17 protein-coding genes and 1 pseudogene are annotated in these 17,257 nt (G+C 41.6%); 6 read left to right on the top strand and 12 right to left on the bottom strand.

Annotation, left to right across the window (positions count from 1 at the left end; translation table 11 throughout):
* The first annotated feature begins 155 nt into the window (after window positions 1-155).
* Entirely contained in the window at window positions 156-1,409 is a 1,254-nt protein-coding gene (locus tag Q4591_RS01105; RefSeq protein ID WP_076543123.1) for a DUF819 domain-containing protein, read from the top strand.
* A gap of 62 nt (window positions 1,410-1,471) precedes the next feature.
* Window positions 1,472-2,320 (top strand): 3-deoxy-8-phosphooctulonate synthase, encoded by an 849-nt coding sequence (gene kdsA / locus Q4591_RS01100; RefSeq protein ID WP_102438923.1) that lies wholly within the window; start codon window positions 1,472-1,474, stop codon window positions 2,318-2,320.
* Between the two features lie 231 nt (window positions 2,321-2,551).
* Here the strand turns inward: kdsA and Q4591_RS01095 are convergent.
* The 4 genes and pseudogenes from Q4591_RS01095 to Q4591_RS01080 form a co-directional block, all read right to left on the bottom strand.
* Window positions 2,552-2,722: pseudogene (locus Q4591_RS01095) on the bottom strand (transposase); the annotation flags it as partial.
* Between the two features lie 68 nt (window positions 2,723-2,790).
* Entirely contained in the window at window positions 2,791-3,492 is a 702-nt protein-coding gene (locus Q4591_RS01090; RefSeq protein ID WP_303458914.1) for a phosphatase PAP2 family protein, read from the bottom strand.
* A gap of 25 nt (window positions 3,493-3,517) precedes the next feature.
* Window positions 3,518-4,558 (bottom strand): ketopantoate reductase family protein, encoded by a 1,041-nt coding sequence (locus Q4591_RS01085; protein ID WP_102475582.1) that lies wholly within the window; start codon window positions 4,556-4,558, stop codon window positions 3,518-3,520.
* Window positions 4,559-4,575: 17 nt separating this feature from the next.
* Window positions 4,576-4,953 carry a VanZ family protein gene (locus Q4591_RS01080; RefSeq protein ID WP_102438911.1) on the bottom strand — a complete coding sequence of 126 codons (378 nt, stop codon included), beginning with the start codon at window positions 4,951-4,953 and terminating at the stop codon, window positions 4,576-4,578.
* Window positions 4,954-5,122: 169 nt separating this feature from the next.
* On the opposite strand from Q4591_RS01080, the gene Q4591_RS01075 reads away from it, so the two are divergent.
* Window positions 5,123-5,608 carry a YajQ family cyclic di-GMP-binding protein gene (locus tag Q4591_RS01075; protein WP_102438909.1) on the top strand — a complete coding sequence of 162 codons (486 nt, stop codon included), beginning with the start codon at window positions 5,123-5,125 and terminating at the stop codon, window positions 5,606-5,608.
* A 120-nt stretch (window positions 5,609-5,728) separates the two neighbouring features.
* Here the strand turns inward: Q4591_RS01075 and Q4591_RS01070 are convergent, their stop codons facing one another.
* The 4 genes from Q4591_RS01070 to Q4591_RS01055 form a co-directional block, all read right to left on the bottom strand.
* Complete coding sequence (locus tag Q4591_RS01070; protein WP_303458912.1) at window positions 5,729-7,135, bottom strand: MFS transporter; 1,407 nt, start codon at window positions 7,133-7,135, stop codon at window positions 5,729-5,731.
* A 257-nt stretch (window positions 7,136-7,392) separates the two neighbouring features.
* Entirely contained in the window at window positions 7,393-7,731 is a 339-nt protein-coding gene (locus tag Q4591_RS01065) for a hypothetical protein (RefSeq protein ID WP_102475590.1), read from the bottom strand.
* 291 nt (window positions 7,732-8,022) lie between these two features.
* Window positions 8,023-8,607 (bottom strand): peptidylprolyl isomerase, encoded by a 585-nt coding sequence (locus tag Q4591_RS01060; protein ID WP_102475580.1) that lies wholly within the window; start codon window positions 8,605-8,607, stop codon window positions 8,023-8,025.
* Between the two features lie 14 nt (window positions 8,608-8,621).
* Window positions 8,622-9,188 carry a YajG family lipoprotein gene (locus Q4591_RS01055; protein ID WP_102438903.1) on the bottom strand — a complete coding sequence of 189 codons (567 nt, stop codon included), beginning with the start codon at window positions 9,186-9,188 and terminating at the stop codon, window positions 8,622-8,624.
* A gap of 222 nt (window positions 9,189-9,410) precedes the next feature.
* Between Q4591_RS01055 and Q4591_RS01050 the strand changes: the two genes are divergently transcribed.
* Together Q4591_RS01050 and Q4591_RS01045 are read left to right on the top strand one after the other, a co-directional pair.
* Window positions 9,411-10,448, top strand: a complete 1,038-nt coding sequence (locus Q4591_RS01050; protein ID WP_102532193.1) for a DUF2804 domain-containing protein — start codon at window positions 9,411-9,413, stop codon at window positions 10,446-10,448.
* Between the two features lie 87 nt (window positions 10,449-10,535).
* On the top strand, window positions 10,536-11,453 hold the full coding sequence (locus Q4591_RS01045) for a sterol desaturase family protein (RefSeq protein WP_303458908.1): 918 nt from the start codon (window positions 10,536-10,538) through the stop codon (window positions 11,451-11,453).
* A 211-nt stretch (window positions 11,454-11,664) separates the two neighbouring features.
* Here Q4591_RS01045 and Q4591_RS01040 read toward each other — a convergent pair whose 3' ends face one another.
* The 4 genes from Q4591_RS01040 to Q4591_RS01025 all read right to left on the bottom strand — a co-directional run bounded on the left by Q4591_RS01040 (window position 11,665) and on the right by Q4591_RS01025 (window position 16,043).
* Window positions 11,665-12,966, bottom strand: a complete 1,302-nt coding sequence (locus Q4591_RS01040) for an MFS transporter (protein WP_102475577.1) — start codon at window positions 12,964-12,966, stop codon at window positions 11,665-11,667.
* On the bottom strand, window positions 12,963-13,310 hold the full coding sequence (locus Q4591_RS01035) for a cupin domain-containing protein (protein ID WP_102438895.1): 348 nt from the start codon (window positions 13,308-13,310) through the stop codon (window positions 12,963-12,965). The genes Q4591_RS01040 and Q4591_RS01035 overlap by 4 nt, the downstream gene beginning before the upstream one ends.
* Before the next feature lie 25 nt (window positions 13,311-13,335).
* Window positions 13,336-15,627 carry a polysaccharide lyase 6 family protein gene (locus tag Q4591_RS01030; protein WP_303458906.1) on the bottom strand — a complete coding sequence of 764 codons (2,292 nt, stop codon included), beginning with the start codon at window positions 15,625-15,627 and terminating at the stop codon, window positions 13,336-13,338.
* A 110-nt stretch (window positions 15,628-15,737) separates the two neighbouring features.
* A complete protein-coding gene (locus Q4591_RS01025) occupies window positions 15,738-16,043 on the bottom strand; it encodes a hypothetical protein (protein ID WP_102475576.1) in 306 nt (101 codons plus the stop codon).
* 374 nt (window positions 16,044-16,417) lie between these two features.
* Here Q4591_RS01025 and Q4591_RS01020 point away from each other — a divergent pair, with 374 nt between their 5' ends.
* Window positions 16,418-17,158, top strand: a complete 741-nt coding sequence (locus tag Q4591_RS01020) for a FadR/GntR family transcriptional regulator (RefSeq protein WP_102438889.1) — start codon at window positions 16,418-16,420, stop codon at window positions 17,156-17,158.
* Window positions 17,159-17,257 lie beyond the last annotated feature (99 nt).

The following is a 17,257-nucleotide window of genomic DNA, read 5'->3' as shown; positions in this document are numbered from 1 at the left end:
ATATTCAAATTCAGGCTCATTTATGAGCCTGAATTGTTTATCGCAAAGCAGTTAATCTGTCAGTAACTTCGCCAATTTAAAATAATAAGTACTTTAAAGTACATTCATAACAATAATAAATTCACTATGAAATGCATTTGCAAGGGAGCTTTTTCATGACCACCACACCCATGGTAACCAATGACGCAACAGCACTGGGATTACTTGCCGTCATTCTCGGCTTTGTTTTCTATACCAGTTCGTCAGCACACCCATTTTGGCAAAAATTCTATAAGTTTATCCCAGCCTTATTGCTGTGTTACTTCTTACCATCACTACTGAATACCTTTGGTATCGTCGATGGTGACACCTCAAAATTATATTATGTTGCCTCGCGTTACTTATTACCTGCTTGTTTGGTGTTATTGATTTTAAGTGTCGATTTAAAAGCGATTTTAAGTTTAGGCCCTAAAGCCATTGTGATGTTTTTAACCGGCACCGTGGGCATTGTGATTGGCGGTCCCATTGCGTTATTGATTATCTCAGCCATTAACCCTGACGTATTAGGCGGCAATGGCCCTGATGCAGTATGGCGCGGAATGACCACTCTTGCGGGCAGTTGGATTGGCGGCGGCGCTAACCAAGCCTCAATGAAAGAAATTTATGAAGTGGGCGGCGATATCTTTTCCGTGATGGTGACTGTAGATGTAATTGTCGCTAACCTGTGGATGGCAGTATTACTGCTGATGGCATCTCGTGCTAAAGAGATTGATGCTAAAACAGGCGCAGACACCACCGCCCTTGAAGCCCTTAAAGCCAAAGTTGAAAAGTACCATGCAGAAAATGCCCGTATACCTTCACTGCGTGACTTAATGCTGATTGTGGCCATAGGTTTTGGTGTTACCGGGTTAGCGCATTTTGCGGCAGACTTTTTAGGACCATTTTTTGAAGTTAATTACCCTTGGACTCAAGACTACAGCTTAACCTCCAAGTTCTTCTGGCTGGTTGTTATCGCCACTACTATTGGTTTAGCTTTATCCTTTAGTCCAGTAAAGCAGATAGAAGCTGCGGGCGCCTCGAAAGTGGCATCGGCATTTTTATATATCCTTGTTGCGACCATTGGTTTGCATATGGATGTATCCAAACTCGCTGATGAGCAAAACCTGTGGTATTTCGCCATTGGTATTATTTGGATGCTGGTACACGCAAGCTTTATGCTTATCGTGGCTAAAATTATTAAAGCACCGCTGTTTTATATGGCGGTGGGCAGTCAGGCTAACGTTGGCGGCGCAGCGTCAGCCCCTGTGGTTGCAGCAGCGTTTCATCCAGCACTTGCGCCAGTTGGCGTATTGTTGGCGGTATTGGGCTATGCTGTAGGCACATATATGGCTTGGATGTGTGGCCAGTTACTGCAGATACTTGCGGTATAACATTATTTTTTAATGGGGTTAGCAGCGGCTAATCCCATGGTATTGATTAAAGAGAAATGACTATGGATCATAAAATCATTGGTTTAAATGAGCTAGAAATTGCGAATGATAAACCGTTTGTTTTATTTGGTGGCATGAATGTGCTTGAGTCTCGCGATCTAGCAATGAAAATTGCAGAGCATTACGTAGAAGTAACCCAAAAACTGGGTATTCCTTACGTATTTAAAGCGTCATTTGATAAAGCAAATCGCTCATCTGTGAACTCATATCGTGGTCCAGGTATGGAAGAAGGCTTAAAGATTTTCGAAGAGATTAAGTCGACCTTTAATGTACCTATTATCACCGATGTGCATGAAATTCATCAATGCCAGCCAGTGGCTGATGTGGTTGATATTATTCAGTTGCCAGCATTTTTAGCCCGTCAAACGGACCTAGTAGTTGCTATGGCAGCAACGGGTTCAATCATTAACGTGAAAAAGCCGCAATTCTTAGCGCCCCATGAAATGCGTCATATCATTAAGAAGTTTAATGAAGCCGGTAATGACAACATTATTCTGTGTGAACGTGGTTCAAGCTTTGGCTATAACAACCTAGTAGTGGATATGCTGGGTATGGATGAAATGAAGCAGTCTGGTTACCCAGTCATCTTTGATGCAACTCATGCACTGCAGCGCCCAGGTGGTCGTACTGATAGTGCAGGCGGACGCCGCGCTCAAGCAACCGAACTTGCACGTAGCGGTATGGCATTAGGTTTAGCGGGGTTGTTCATTGAAGCGCATCCAGATCCTGATAATGCCAAATGTGATGGCCCATGTGCATTGCCGCTTAATCAATTAGAAAACTACTTAACCCAAATGAAAGCGGTAGATGATTTGGTTAAGTCGTTTGAGCCGATTGATACCAGTAAGTAGATAAGAGATTCTTTTAAAAGCCCTGAACTTTATTGTTAAGTTCAGGGCTTTTTTGTGGGGTCAGTTTTAAATTTTATTACTTTAAGTTAATGGCTTTTATTATGAGTAATTGATTGATTTATTAGTGTTTTAGTTTGAAATAAGATCAAGGTCGTGGTGCTTCGCCCACACCAGACCAAAAGGGTATCAACAGCAATACTCTCTTGGAACACCTAGCTGCCCAACGAAAAATGCTGAAAAGTGTCTGCCATTATTAAAATCTTTACCCTCCCCAGCAGCTGCATAAAATGCGGTAACTGTGACTGGCCCGATACCTGGAATACTTTCTAAACGCCAACAAACTTGACTACTTTTTGCCTCTTGTTGTACCTGCTTATCACAAGATTTAATCTTTTCCTCAATACCAATTTGTGGTTAGCTTTGGTATCGACATTTAAGCGGTTAAAAATGACTTAATCAAAGACAGTTATTTATGGATTTTTTGTGCCCGCAATTGGGGCAAGGCAATAATGACTCACCAACTGACTTATCAATACTCCTAGTACCGCCCCTGCCAGTAAGTCACCTAAGTAATGGTAGTTTTGCCCTAATTGGCCGATAAAAATGCTTACCATGGCTGTTAACCACAACCAGTAAAGCTTTGGGCTGTATTGCCAAAATAAACTGGCGAAGGCAAAGGTAAATAGCGCATGCCCTGAAGGAAACGAATGATAGCTTTGCGACAGTGAAAATGGCGCAAACATCTCCACGCCATGCTCAACCCAAGAGGGGTTATTATTAATCCAAGTTTCTGGCCAGGTGCGGCCGCTGATAATTTTAGCCCCAAAACGGACCATTGTGGCGCTAATAGCGACCAAGACAATGGGCTTAACTAAATGACTGAATGCGTTATTACGACCTAATAAGCCAGTTAAAACAAGCACGCCTGCCAATACTTCTAAGGCTAATGGGGTATTTGCCAGTAGTTTAAATACTGAGGTTAATCCAAAGTCGCTTTGCTTACTATCATGTAAAAGCTGTGCCAAAGGTCGATCAATGTAGCTTACGCTTACCAGTATGGCGATAACGGCAACAAGGTAGAATAAACCGACTCGAGCACTAAACGGCAGAGCTTGAGGCTGTAATAAGGCTTTGGGCTGCAATAACATAAGTTTAGCGGCTTGTTTTTTCATAGCTATGGTTTTTCATCTATTGGGTTTATAGCGCACTTTCTAGCGCGGTTATTTCAGTTAGCATGCTTTGATTTATCGCAGCTGTTAAACCGTGATGGGCTGCGCGGGCGACCACGTAACCGTTAATTTGCAGTATCTCGGTTTTGCGATTGTGATGAATATCTTGATGCATAGACGAAAAGTTGTTGGCTGTGAGTTTAATTACCTGATTGATGATGGCAACAGAATCAAGCAGCGAAAGGTTAACCCCATCAGCTTTGGCGACCATGATGCACTCTTGCGTTATCGCCTCGATTTGCTGCTGAAATTGCGGCTGGGCCAATTCACCATTAGCACATTGGGCTAATGCCGTCAGTGGGTTAATGGCGCAATTAACCAGCAGCTTTTGCCACAAACTAGTGACGATATCATCGACTACCGACATATCTTCAACAGCAGCCAGTAATTGGTTTTGTATTGCTAAAGGCATTACTGGGCCAGATAAATGGCCAATAATGCTTTTACCTTTACCCGTATGGCGCACCTGCATCGGCGCCAGTTTTAACGCCGCTTGAGATGTCGTGCCTAAAGATAACCCCAGTTTAAGTTGAGGGTGTTGCTTTAGAAGGGCTAACACCTCTAAATGTGGCCCCATACCATTGTGTAGCAGCAGAATATGACAACTCTGTGGAATAAGCGCCAATATAGAAGCAATAGCATCAGTCACTTGATAAGCCTTTACGCAGACAATGACTAATTTAATATTGGCTAACGCAGCCTTGTTAAGCTGATTTATGTTCGCTTGGATACAGGGCTGATGCAAACTGTCACCGTTAAGAGTTTCAAGAGTGATTGTAGAGCAATCATCATGGCTTGTAGCGCCTACAGAGCGACTGCGTGTGAGTAGTAATGGCTGCTTGATTGCTGCTAACTGGCAGTACAGCAAGCTGCCAATAGCGCCAGCCCCAATAATCGCAATATCAGTCTGGTACACATGATTATCGTTAACATGGTTGTCGTTAACATCAAAAACTGGCTTTTGGGTAGTGTTAAGGATATTGCGGTCGCTGTTAGTGCGCTGTGGCATGTGGTTTCTCTTGAGTGCTATAGGGCAGATTTGAGCGGTCCCTTTTTGAATAACTTTGCAGCTTGATATTTTCTAAACACAAATAGCAATAAGTAAAATAATACCACCCCAATTAAATCTGCAACTACATCAGCAATAGAGGCGCTACGATAGGGGATCTGCGATTGTATCAGTTCAATTAATACCGCATAGGCAGTCATTATCAGCCCCATCCAGTACCATTTAGGCTTGAAGGCAAAATAAGCTAAAAACGTTAAGCCCAAAAAACTGACGGTATGGCCGACTTTATCCATATTAGAAAACGTCATTGGATAGTTAGGTTTAGAGAAAACCAAGTAACTGATGATGATGACAGCGAAAGCAAAAGCGGCGCTAAAAAACAATTTCATTTTCATGCTGTACATATCTTAGCTGGATGCAATGTCGTTTGAGTAAATCAATAATAAAAAAAGCAGCGTTCAAAGTCATTAAATTCCAACTATTAATTGTTTTCTCTTTAGTCTAGGCTTTGCCTACAGGCTTAGAGTGTTAAAATAACCCTAAATAATTTATTGGAGAATGACTATGCCATCTATGGATGTCGTATCAGAAGTTGACGAAGTTGAATTACGTAATGCCGTTGAAAACTCTCGCCGTGAATTGGCGGGACGATTTGATTTTCGCGGTAAAGATGCTGAAATCGAATACAAAGATCATGTGGTGACTTTAAAAGCCGAAGATGATTTCCAATGTCAGCAGTTGGTGGATATTTTACGCATTCAGCTTAGTAAGCGTAATGTTGACCCATCAGCCATGGATGTGGATGACAAGACGGTACATAGCGGTAAAACCTTCAGTCTAAAAGTGAAGTTTAAAGAAGGCATTGAAACACTTATCGCCAAAAAATTAGTCAAAGCGATTAAAGATAGCAAGCTTAAAGTGCAAGCCGCGATTCAAGGTGACTCGGTTCGAGTGACAGGTAAAAAGCGTGATGATTTACAAGCGGTCATGCGTTTAACTAAAGAAGCTGACTTAGGCCAGCCGTTCCAATTTAATAACTTTAGAGATTAAATTTCTGAAGCGTAAAATGCTGCTGCATTAAGTTGTGCTGCGGATAAGCCTCTTAATATAAAAAAGCCCAATGTAATTGGGCTTTTTTTATGCTGAATATCTTGTGATGAATTAAATAGATTAGTTTTTATCGGCCTCAGCTGACAGTATAGGCTCATCAGTTTGTTGATGTTTAACCGAGCTATAGCGTTGTAATAAACTAATTAAAATCAATACCGGAAAGCCAATTAAACTGGCGGCGATAAAGAAATTTACATAGCCAAAGGCATCAACATAAACCCCAGAAAACCCAGCGATAAACTTAGGGAATAGCAACATGATAGAGGAGAGTAGGGCATATTGAGTTGCGCTGTAACCGCTACTAGTTAGGCTTGATAAGTAAGCAATAAATGCCGCAGTAGCAATACCAGCGCTGAAGTTATCCACTGAAATAGCAAAGGTCAAAAATGGCATGTTGTAGCCAATGTAAGCTTGCCAAGCAAATAACAGGTTAGTAATGGCCACTAATAATGCACCTAAGAAAAGGATCTTCATGGTGCCATAACGCACTAATAATACTCCGCCAAATGCTGCGCCAACTAAGGTCATGATTAAACCATAGACTTTACTAACAAAAGCAATTTCCTCTTTACTAAAGCCCATGTCGACATAGAACACATTGGCCATAATTCCCATAACAATGTCTGAGATGCGGTAGCAAGATATAAGTAATAAAATCAGTATCGCGGTTTTACCATATCGCTTAAAAAAGTCGATAAAGGGCAATACGCTGGCGCTATACAACCAAGCCAATGGCGCTGCAAGTTTAGGCGGATACTTTTGTGCAAAGCGTTGTTTAAGTTGTAACTCTTGTTCATCAGCGCTTTTGGTGTCAACTTCAGGCTCTTTACTGCAAAGAGTGGTAATAATACCCACTGACATTAATAACGCCATCACAAAGTAAGCGGTTTGCCATGATTCAAGATTGTAGCCATCATTGCCAGGGTCAACCCAAGCGGCAATGGTTAACGCCCCTGCTGTGGCGACAATCATTGCGCCGCGATAACCTACTTGATATGCCGCAGCTAAGGCTGCTTGCATTTTTTCTGGAGCAGATTCAATACGAAATGCATCAATGACAATGTCTTGGGTGGCTGAGGCTAAGGCGAGTAAGAAAGCGCAAATGGCAAGCCGCTCTAAATTCACTAAGGGATCGCTAAATGACATGCCGGCAATGGCGCCCACCAGACATAACTGCGCAAATAGCATCCAGCCACGGCGGCGGCCAAAAAATCGGGTAAAAATAGGCAAAGACATGCGGTCAACCAGTGGTGACCAGGCCCATTTGAAGGCGTAGGTGAGGGCTATCCAACTAAAGTAACCAATGGCGGCGCGGTCAACGCCAGCTTCTCTTAACCAAAAGCTTAAGGTTGAAAATACTAACATTAACGGCAGGCCAGCCGAGAACCCGAGTAACAATAAAATAACCACGCGCTTATGATAATAAACTGACAGCGCTTCTCGAGTTCGACTAAATAATTCTGACATAAGACAACAGATAAGAGGAGAATGGCTCTAGCTTAAGCGGGCTCGCTAGATGGTTCAAGTTATTATCAAGTTATTAATAGTACAGCAATTTGAGCTTGGTCAATAAACAAGGGTATTTGTAATACTCAGGTTTGTTAAACCATGAGTTTAAGCTCAACGCTGCTATGAGTGAGCATTGGTTATATTGATGATTCAAATAATAAAAAAGTAATTAGCATAGCGCTTATAACAAGCTGTGTTGTAACTAAAAAGACCCACTAAATAGTGGGTCTAATGCCAACACAACCTTGAGGCACTTCACCACCGCTATTAATGTAATCACAGCAATCGTGAACTTGTTGACGTAAATATTGATTACCGCGGATAACCATTGCTGGCCATTCATGAAAACAGTGCAATAAATGCCAAAATACTTTTTCAGTATCAGTTGGAGTCATAGTTTCAGGAGGGTTATCTAAGTCGACGGCTTGCCACTCTTCCAATACATCCCACATGTAGAGCTTGATTTCATGGTGATCTAGTTGGTTATCTAAGAAGGCTTTTCCATAATACGCCAGTTGAGGGGCTTTGGTTTCTATAAAATCATTGGGCGTCATCGTCTTTGGCGTTGTTATCTTAATTGGCATGAGAAGCGTCCTTATAATTCCATTTATTGACCAATAAGGTTTGTTACAAGATAGACTAAAGTATAGTTGGTTATCTTGAACATTCACTCGGATTTACAAAGTAAAATGAAATTCAGTATTTATGACTAGATAATCATCGCTAGGCATTGTAAAAAACTACAAAAAAGCGGCGTTAAATGTATATTTAACGCCGCTTTTTTAAATAATTGATGAATTTACGTAACGTAAATGAGTCACCTATAACCATGAAATTTATAAGGTTTATCGTTTCAGTAGTGTCGCTTTATTCAATTTCACTTCTTTAACGGGCACATCAGGCCAATTGAGTTGGGCATTATGGCCAGTTGGAACATATGACATGGCTTCCAGTACTGCCATTCCTTCTACGACTTCGCCAAATACCGCATAACCCCAACGGCGCTTGGAAGGATTGAGGTTTTTATTATCGCCTACATTGAAGTAAAACTGACGCGTGGCAGAGTGGGGGTCGTTATCGCGAGCCATAGCAATGGTGCCCATAGCATTGGATAAACCATTACCGGATTCATTAACGATAGGGTCTAGCGATGGAAGTTCTTCAAACTCCGAGGTTAATCCGCCACCTTGAACCACAAAATCGGCAATGACGCGATGAAAAATCGTATTGTCATAATCGCCTTTGACCACATAGGTCAAAAAATTATCCACAGTGAGTGGCGCACGGGTTCTATCTAGCTCAACCACGACCTTGCCCATGCTGGTATCAAACTCAACTTTTGGGTAAAGCGTATCGGGCTGAATATCCACGGCTGCTTGAGCAACCATGGTTGATAATGCAAGTACGCTGGCTAACATCCACTTAAGCATGGCTTCTTCCTGGGTTATTGTTGTAAGAAATGGTGCAGTTCAGCATCATTAATAATTTTGCTGGTCAGTTCATCGATGAGCTTATTCATATCCAGCTCAAGGGTGGCGTAATCTGGGCTAAATGGGCCCTTTAATAAACCTTTAGCGTTATATATCTTAGTAAATTCTTGGGTTTGATTTTTAGCGACCACATTGATGGTTAATGTCGTCTTTGCCTCAAAACCGAAAGTCGACTCGGTGACATCTGTCAGTAAATAATCTAATTGAAATTCAGCCGAATTGGTCGCTGCAGGGTCAACTTGATAGCCCGCCTTGGTCATGGCTTGCTTAAATACATTGTCCAGTTGCTGCCTGATAGGTTCACTTGGGCTAATTAATTCTGCTGCTTCACCTTCTTTATTAAAGCGAACAATAAAGTTAGCTTTGCGGACATCAATGGTGTTTACCGCAACAGTGGCATATTGGTCGATTTGATTCAGTGGTTGGGGGACACTGGGGTTAAGCGCAATATGGGTCGGGGTGTAACTGGCGCAAGCTGAAAGAAATAACGAGCTGCATAACAACAAAGGTAATGATTTCATGTCACAAAACGGTAAAAAATGATGGCCTCAGAATAACAGATTTTTACTGCCTTGCCAGCCCAATAACCTGAGTTAATCAGTTTCACTGGTTCATTTATTAGTCTGGATTATTTCGCCATGATGATGAGAGATTAGTGGTGATATCCCATGGTAACAAACCATTGACTTTAGCCCTGAAAGTATAGAGGTTAGAGTCTAATCATATTATTCATTGGATGCTAAATGGCTTTACATCATCGACAACCCACTTCGGCATTAGCGCCAGAATCGTTAATTAAAAATGACGGCCAACCTATATATGGGCATTTTGATGGCATTGTCGCAGATCTTGGTGTTAAGCAATTTAGTTACTTTACTGACATGGATAAGCCCAGTTCATGGTTTGCAAAACATGTCGATTTTAAGCAATTTCAATTTATTAATATTACTACCCCTCGTTATATCATTGGGGTGGCTATTGCCGATATTCGCTATGTTGGCAGCAGCTTTTGTTACCTCTATGACATAGAAAAAAATCGCTTAACACAGACGCAAACCTTAAAACCGTTAGCGCTGGGTATGTCACTGTCTCAGTCACCTAAAAATGGTCAGTCGCGCATTAAGCATCGCCAATCTCAGATTGAATTTGTTATTAAAGACGGTGTCTGGCAGTTATATATCGCCGCAGACAATATTCAGGCTGAGCTTACATTAACAGCGCCCATGTTAAGTTTGCCTATGAGTTTATGCACGCCAACCGGCTATAACGGTTGGACCTATACCCAAAAACACAATGGTTTAAAAGTATCAGGCAGTTTAACGGTCAATGATGAACCGCAGCCGCTGAATCAGGCTTTAGCGAGTTATGATTTTTCTGCCGGATACATGCGCCGAGAAACCAGCTGGCGCTGGGCGTCAATTAATACTCAAGTAGAGTCTGGTGTGTTGGGGCTTAACTTAGCCGCGGGCGTTAATGAAACAGGCGCCACCGAGAACGTGTTATGGATTAATGGTGAACGCCATTTTATGCCCGCGGTAAGGTTTGAGTTTAATCGCCAGCGCAGTGACGATGATTGGTACATCACCGGGGGGGACAATCAAATTGATTTAAGCTTTCACGCATTAAAGTGTCGCAGTGAGAAGATTAACCTTGGGTTTCTTAAAAGTAATTTCAGGCAGTATATTGGTTATTTTAGTGGCCAGATAACCGACAATAATGGCCGAGTGCATCAGTTACAAAATCAACTTGGATTAACCGAAGATCATTTTGCAAAGTGGTAATGAACCTAAGCCTGTTAGCGCCAATGGGTTAATGCATTTATAAATAGATTCATAAAATACAATAATAAAAAATAAAGAAGGTTTTCAATGGATTTGAATATACTGATCACTCACCCCGAGATCTTGCTACTGGTGCTGGCGCCACTATTTTTCCTGTGCATTTTACTGGAGTGGTATCTAGGCACTAGAGCCAATAAGTTACCCGAATCAGCCAAGTACGCCCCTATGGAAGTTGCGTGTAATTTTTGCCTTGCCGCAATGCATCAACTAACTGACATTTTAGCCGGATTATTTATCGCAAAATTATACCTGATGGTATTTGATTGGAAGCTACTTGATATTCAAATGGGAATTGGCTGTTTTATTGCGTTGATGATCGCCCAAGATTTCTGTTATTACTGGTTTCACCGCGCAAGCCACCGTGTGCGCTGGATGTGGGCGGCTCATGTTGTTCACCATAGCTCTGAAAATATGAATTTCAGCACTGCTTTTAGGCAGAGTTTGCTTTACCCCTTAGCGGGAATGTGGCTGTTTTGGCTGCCATTGGTGGTGATTGGGTTTGACCCCAATTGGGTGGTATTTGTAGTACTGCTTAATTTGGGGTTACAGTTTTTTGTGCATACCCAAGCGATTAAATCTCTTGGCCCGCTTGAGCTTATTTTTAATACGCCGTCACATCATCGGGTGCACCATGGCCGTAACCCACAATATATTGATAAAAATTATGCAGGCGTGCTGATCATTTGGGATAAGTTATTTAACACCTTTGAGCCTGAAAATGACACGGTGATTTATGGTATTACCAAGCCGGTTAATAGTTTTAATCCTATAATCGTGAGCTTTGCTGAGTGGCGAGACATGTTTAAGGAAGTGACTATGGCGGGGTTAACATTAAAGCAAAGATTAGCGGTGTTATTGTCGCCGCCGGCTCAAGTTGATGCTAAGCCCAATAGTCATACTGAAAACCTTAACCATCTTGAGGAAGAGCAGAGCCAGACTCGATAATGATGACGGATTTTTAAAGAAAGGTTTAACCTACTTAACAGATACTCGGAAGGGGTTGAGTACATGAAAAGTAGGTCTCACCAAATAAAAAAGGGCTATTTGGGTTCAGCCCCAGCGACAATTAACTAGTCACTTTATGTTTGCTCAGAACATAAGGTTTATTACTAGATAATGTAATGCTAAATTGTTTAAAGCTAATTCCTTGCTGAGGCTATTTGCTTTTGGGGCTAACAGGCTCAATTCTGGGGATCAATATCCACACCGCAGCAATGGCAATGAGAGCTAAAGATGCACCAATAACAAATGCTGGCGTGTAGTTACCGTCAGCCGTTAAATAGGGCACTAACGCTGTTAACCCTAATGCCCCTAGCTTGGCAGCCATTCCTGAAACCCCTGCTAGTGTACCCACAGCTTTTTTCCCAAATAAATCACTGGGCAGTGTTTGTACATTACCAATAGCGGTTTGAAAGCCGAACAAGATCACCGCCATGATCATTACCGCGGTCGTTGGCCCACCTGGGTTTGCCATAGATAAAAGCGATGGCAACATAATCAAACAACCCAGGGTAATCGTCAGCTTACGGGTTTTATTGGTATCCCAACCTGCTTTTAAACGGTTTTGTGCCAGTAAGCCACCAAACCATGCCCCAAGCATTGCTCCCACATAAGGCACCCAGCCGTATATCCCAATAGACTTAACATCCATGGCGTACACTTCATTGAGGTAAATAGGGATCCAGAAAACAAACAACCACCAGATAGGATCGATTGCTGCAGACGCAATAATCACCCCCCAACTTTGCTTATGAGAAAGTAGCTCTGTGGTGGTCGGGTTATATTCTTTTGCATCAACTTCATCGTCAGCGTTAGTGCATTTCTGACCTGTTAAAATGTATTGTCGCTCCTCCTCGGTAATCCAAGGGTGAGACTTAGGCGGTGCTTTAACTAAGATAATCCAAGGGATTAACCATAATAAACCAACCAAACCAATGACAACGAAGACCATTTGCCAGCTAAAATAAACGGTCATATAAGCGATAAGTGGAATCGATATAATGCCGCCAATCGCAGCGCCTGAGTTAAAAATGCCTTGAGCTAAAGCACGCTCTTTTGTAGGAAACCAATCAGCATTACTTTTAGCTGCGCCTGGCCAGTTACCTGCCTCAGCCAGACCTAGAATTGCTCTAAAGATACTGAAACTCAGCATGCCCTGTGCGAATGCGTGCGCAGCTGTTGCAATAGACCACACCCCAATTGAGAGCACAAAGCCTAGTCGGGTACCAATCCAGTCAAATATTTTACCAAATATCGCCTGACCAAAGGCATAAGATAATATGAATACAATAGAAATATTGGCATAGATCTGTTTGCGCTCTAGTGCGGTTTCATTAGGAAATATATCTTCAACAATATCAGGCCAAAGCACGCTTAGCGCTGAACGGTCGATATAATTAATTACCGTAGCTAATGCGATGAGTAGAATCACCCACCAGCGTAAGTTTCTTATTTTCATTTTAGTCCCTCAATGAAATCTTCTCTTGCGGGACTAAAGGTATCAATTAAAATACCGCCTGTTGGGCAAGTGGCCCCATGGTCTGCATGAGGCGGGATCATACAGCTATCACCCGCTCTTAGAATTTTAGTGACGCCATCGATATTAAAGTGAAATTCACCTTCCACAACGTATGAAACTTGTGAGTGTCTGTGGGCATGATTGTAACCAATGGCTCCTTTCTCAAACCAAATTTTTACTGCCATTAGCTCTTGATTAAACCCAAGCATTTGACGCTTTAAACCGCCGCCAATGTCTTCAATTTCTGTTTCATTTCCAAATGAAAAATGTTCGCTCTGTTTCATTGTGACTCCTACTGCTTATTTTTAGTTATTGGTTTTTATGGATAAATTTAGGGTTTTCATAAAGCGCGCTAATGGTTGGTAGTAGCGTATGAGTAAATTGGTTATGACTGAGTTGAGTGACGGGGTCACCTGTGGTGTGTTCTATTTTGACTGCGGCACTGTCAGTAAATTGATTATTAGCCATATCGGTCACTTGCACGCCATGAAGGTATAAGCTGGCTTTGAAGGGATTACGTTTTCCAAGGCCAACCTGATTGATGTGATTATTCACAAATGTAAGGTGAGGGCCGAAGGTACTTTCGTCTTTACCGCCGCGATATAAATTAACCAGTGAGCCTTGAATATGCTCAAACTGATTGTTGTTTACTTGTACATACTCAGCGTTATAAATGCCTTTATCATCAGTCTCTTTATTGAGCCTTAAAATATCACCGCTGATATTGATAAAGTGATTATTGCTAATGACAATATTATTGGCAAAAGCTCGCGCACCTGAGTCAAAAAAGTGAAATGAAGGCTGGTTATCAAGTTGTTTGATTTCACTATTTAATAAGCTGAATCGATAATTGGTTAACATGCCGGAGCTGGTGGTTTTTACCACACTGTTTTCTGCAACATCGTTAGCTGCAATATCGTTACCTGCAATATTGGTACTATTTTTACCGCTAATGACTAAACCATCGAGCTTTAAACTGCCGTTATTTTGAATTTCAAATAGGCTGGATTGGCTAAAACTCAGTTTGGCTTGTTGCTTTACTCGTGCCTTGATGGTGAGCGGCTTATTGATAAGTAACACTTGTTCAAGTTGATATTCGCCGTTATTGAGTGCGATAACATCGCCAGCGCTTGCATGGTTAACGGCTTGCTTAAGCTCTTGCGCGGTTGAAACTGCGATTTGGTTACCTGAATCAAAGGCGATTTCTGGTTCTGTTTTCGGATACCAACTCACGCCAGTTGCGTTTTTTAAAGTGGGAGTGAGTGAGGTCGATATGCCATAGGCGCTTAAGGCGTTATTGCTTGGATATAACAGGCCATTTTCAGCCCGCACGAGTTTAATCGATTGCGCATCAATGCCTTGAGTAATGCTGTTATTGTTAAGCTTATTAGAAACGTTGTTAGTAAAGCTTATCCCTGAAATATCATCAAATATGGCGAATGGTGATAGTTGATTGCGATTAACTAACAGGTTTTTTGAAAACTTAGTTTCTAGCGGCGCAGCAGAGCGTTCAGCATCACTACCTGCAGCTAAATGAATATGGTTTACATCAATAAAACTGTTGTGATTAATATTGGCATTAACCACTTGGTGATAACGATTTAAAGGCGAGTTAGGTACGCCATTCATAATGGTGAAGCCACTGCCAAAGCGATAACCCGTTAAGCCTTCAAAGTAGTTGTTGGTGACGATTTGATCGCGATTGATCACCCGAACGCCGCCAGTGTGCTCTACGCCATTACCTAAAAATACATTGCTGCTTATTTGGTTAGCATTACCATGACGTAGGGTTAAGGTGCCGCGGGATGCAAAAAAGGTGTTGTTACGAATGGTGTTGTTGCCGGACTTAACGGAGATGATTTCTACTTCGCCATCACAGCGGTCAAAGTAGTTATTTTCGATGACAGTTTGCGATGCCGACATGGAATGATGGCTAGTGCCAATGCGGATTGTTTCACCGCCATTGGATCCCAAGGTTGGCCGAGGACCAAAGTAGTTATGATCAATCTGATGATTATTTTGCTGACTTAACGGCGATTTTAATCGCACCGTTAAGGTCACGCCTTTATTACGCTTACCCACTAAATGATTGTGGTCGAAGCGGTTATTTTTACCATACAGCGCCACCCACTGATCAGAATCAAATCGCTCTGGCTTATTGAAGTTGTCGATGACCACTTCAGATACTCGCGAATGATGAGCAAAATCATCATCACTGCTTCTAAAGGCAATCACTTCACGGCTTGGACTGTAGCCATTTTTAAATACTAAGCCGCTTACATGTAAATACTGGCCAGATAAACGCAAATTAGATTGGCCTGATAATATGACTTTGCCTTTGGTTTGCGCTGACAGTGTGATGGGGGCCGCTTTTGTGCCTTGACCTGTAAAGTTGATTTCAAAGTCTTGCCAAATACCGTCAGCCAAGATGATTTCATCACCTGCGACAATATTTTTTATTGTTTGGTTATATTCCACAGGCGTCTTCACTGTGTAAGTGGCTGCATTGAGCGATAAGAAAGGGCTTAATGCCGATAGACACAGCATAAGAGCAATATGTTTTAAGTTTTTATCCTTGCTAGGTAAATATTGATATTGCATTAGTACGCTCATTGTTATTTTTATACTGAGTTTTAGTGTTGTTTTAATCGTAAATAAACTCCTAGCTCAATAGTGGGGTAGGAGTGGCAATGCTAAGTTTCTAATGCGGATTAAAACTTAACTTTCGCGCCAAGGAAGTACTTAGGCCCTGAACGAGAGTAGTCAGAAACTGTGGTGTCATTACCACGAGTCATGATTTGTGGCTCGTCTAGCAGGTTTAGCGCTTTAAGTGATACCGATAAGTAATCAGAGTCTTGCACATAACGGTTTGAACAATCTGGAAACGGCAAGTTATTAGGTTGGAAATAGGACTCACGGTACTTATAAAGCACTGGCAATGCTGCCCAATCACCTTCCCAATACACTGACGCAGATGCCACTTGTGGTGAGAAACCAAATAGATTTGCATCAGGCACAATATTTTGGCTGCCAGTTAAGCTTACTTAACCTTAATGCGTCGCTTATTTTATTAAGTTTCACGTTTATCTCCCCAGATAAAATATTGTATTTAAATGCGAACACAATCCTTTAAACATGATCTTTAAATACAACCTTTCGCTGCATAGAAACTAACCAATGGTCATGGTGCGTGTCAACCATTTTGTGTTACCAATATTAAATTGACTTTACTTTTTTGTTATTACCAATAACATTAAGGTAACAATGATTACTGCTTGTATGATTGCTGAATTGCACTCTAAACTGATAAATAGGCTTTGCGTTGAATGACTAAATCGATATGATGTAGGTTATGCAAATTGTTATTTTTTAAAATATTGAAGGACCAAACATGAAAAATAGACGTATGTTTTGGCGCATCGTAGAAGAGATTGAAGCGTCTATTACTCGCGGCGAATATGTACCTGGTAGTCGTTTACCTCCAGAAAGGGAGCTAGCTGAAAAGTTTGATGTTAGCCGTCCAACCATTCGTGAGGCGATTATTGCACTGGAAGTGCGAGAGAAAATTGAAGTTAAAACGGGTTCGGGTGTTTACGTCTTACAATCAGTCAATCAGTCCCAGCTAAAAAACAAAATCAACGCCTTTGAATTAACCCAGGCTAGAGCACTTGTTGAAGGTGAGATAGCGGCACTTGCAGCAAATACTATTACCGAAGAAGAATTGGTAGAGTTAAATAAGACATTGATTATGATGGAAAATAAGTCTTATGTAGAAGAAGCAGATCAAATGTTTCATAACATCATCGCTAACTCTACTCGTAACGGTGCATTAATCAAAATGTTTGAAAGCTTGTGGGCACTGCGGGCATCAAGTCCAAAAATTATTGACGACTATGATAGCGTTTGTAGCAAAGACAACCAGAAGACCTTAGATGAACATACTGCCATTTATGAGGCTCTCGCCGCAGCAGATGCTTCAGAGGCGCGTGCAGCTATGCACAAACACTTTAATCGCTTGATTAATGTATTGTTTGATACTGTTGAGGCTAAATCACTTGAAGAAGTGAAACGTAAAAACAGTGAGAAGCGTGATTTATATTCAATTGATAACTTGGTTAACAGATTAAGTTAACCATCAATACACACTTTAAAGGACGCTAAGCGTCCTTTTTTTATGGTTGTAGAGAATTCTGTTTGTTTTTTTGTACAAAATCAGCGGCCAAAGCAAGGG

Origin of the sequence: Shewanella sp. 3_MG-2023, from assembly GCF_030548765.1 — a bacterium.
Lineage (GTDB): Bacteria > Pseudomonadota > Gammaproteobacteria > Enterobacterales > Shewanellaceae > Shewanella.
The sequence above is the reverse complement of the archived record's forward strand: the minus strand, read 5'-3'. Positions and strand labels throughout refer to the sequence as shown.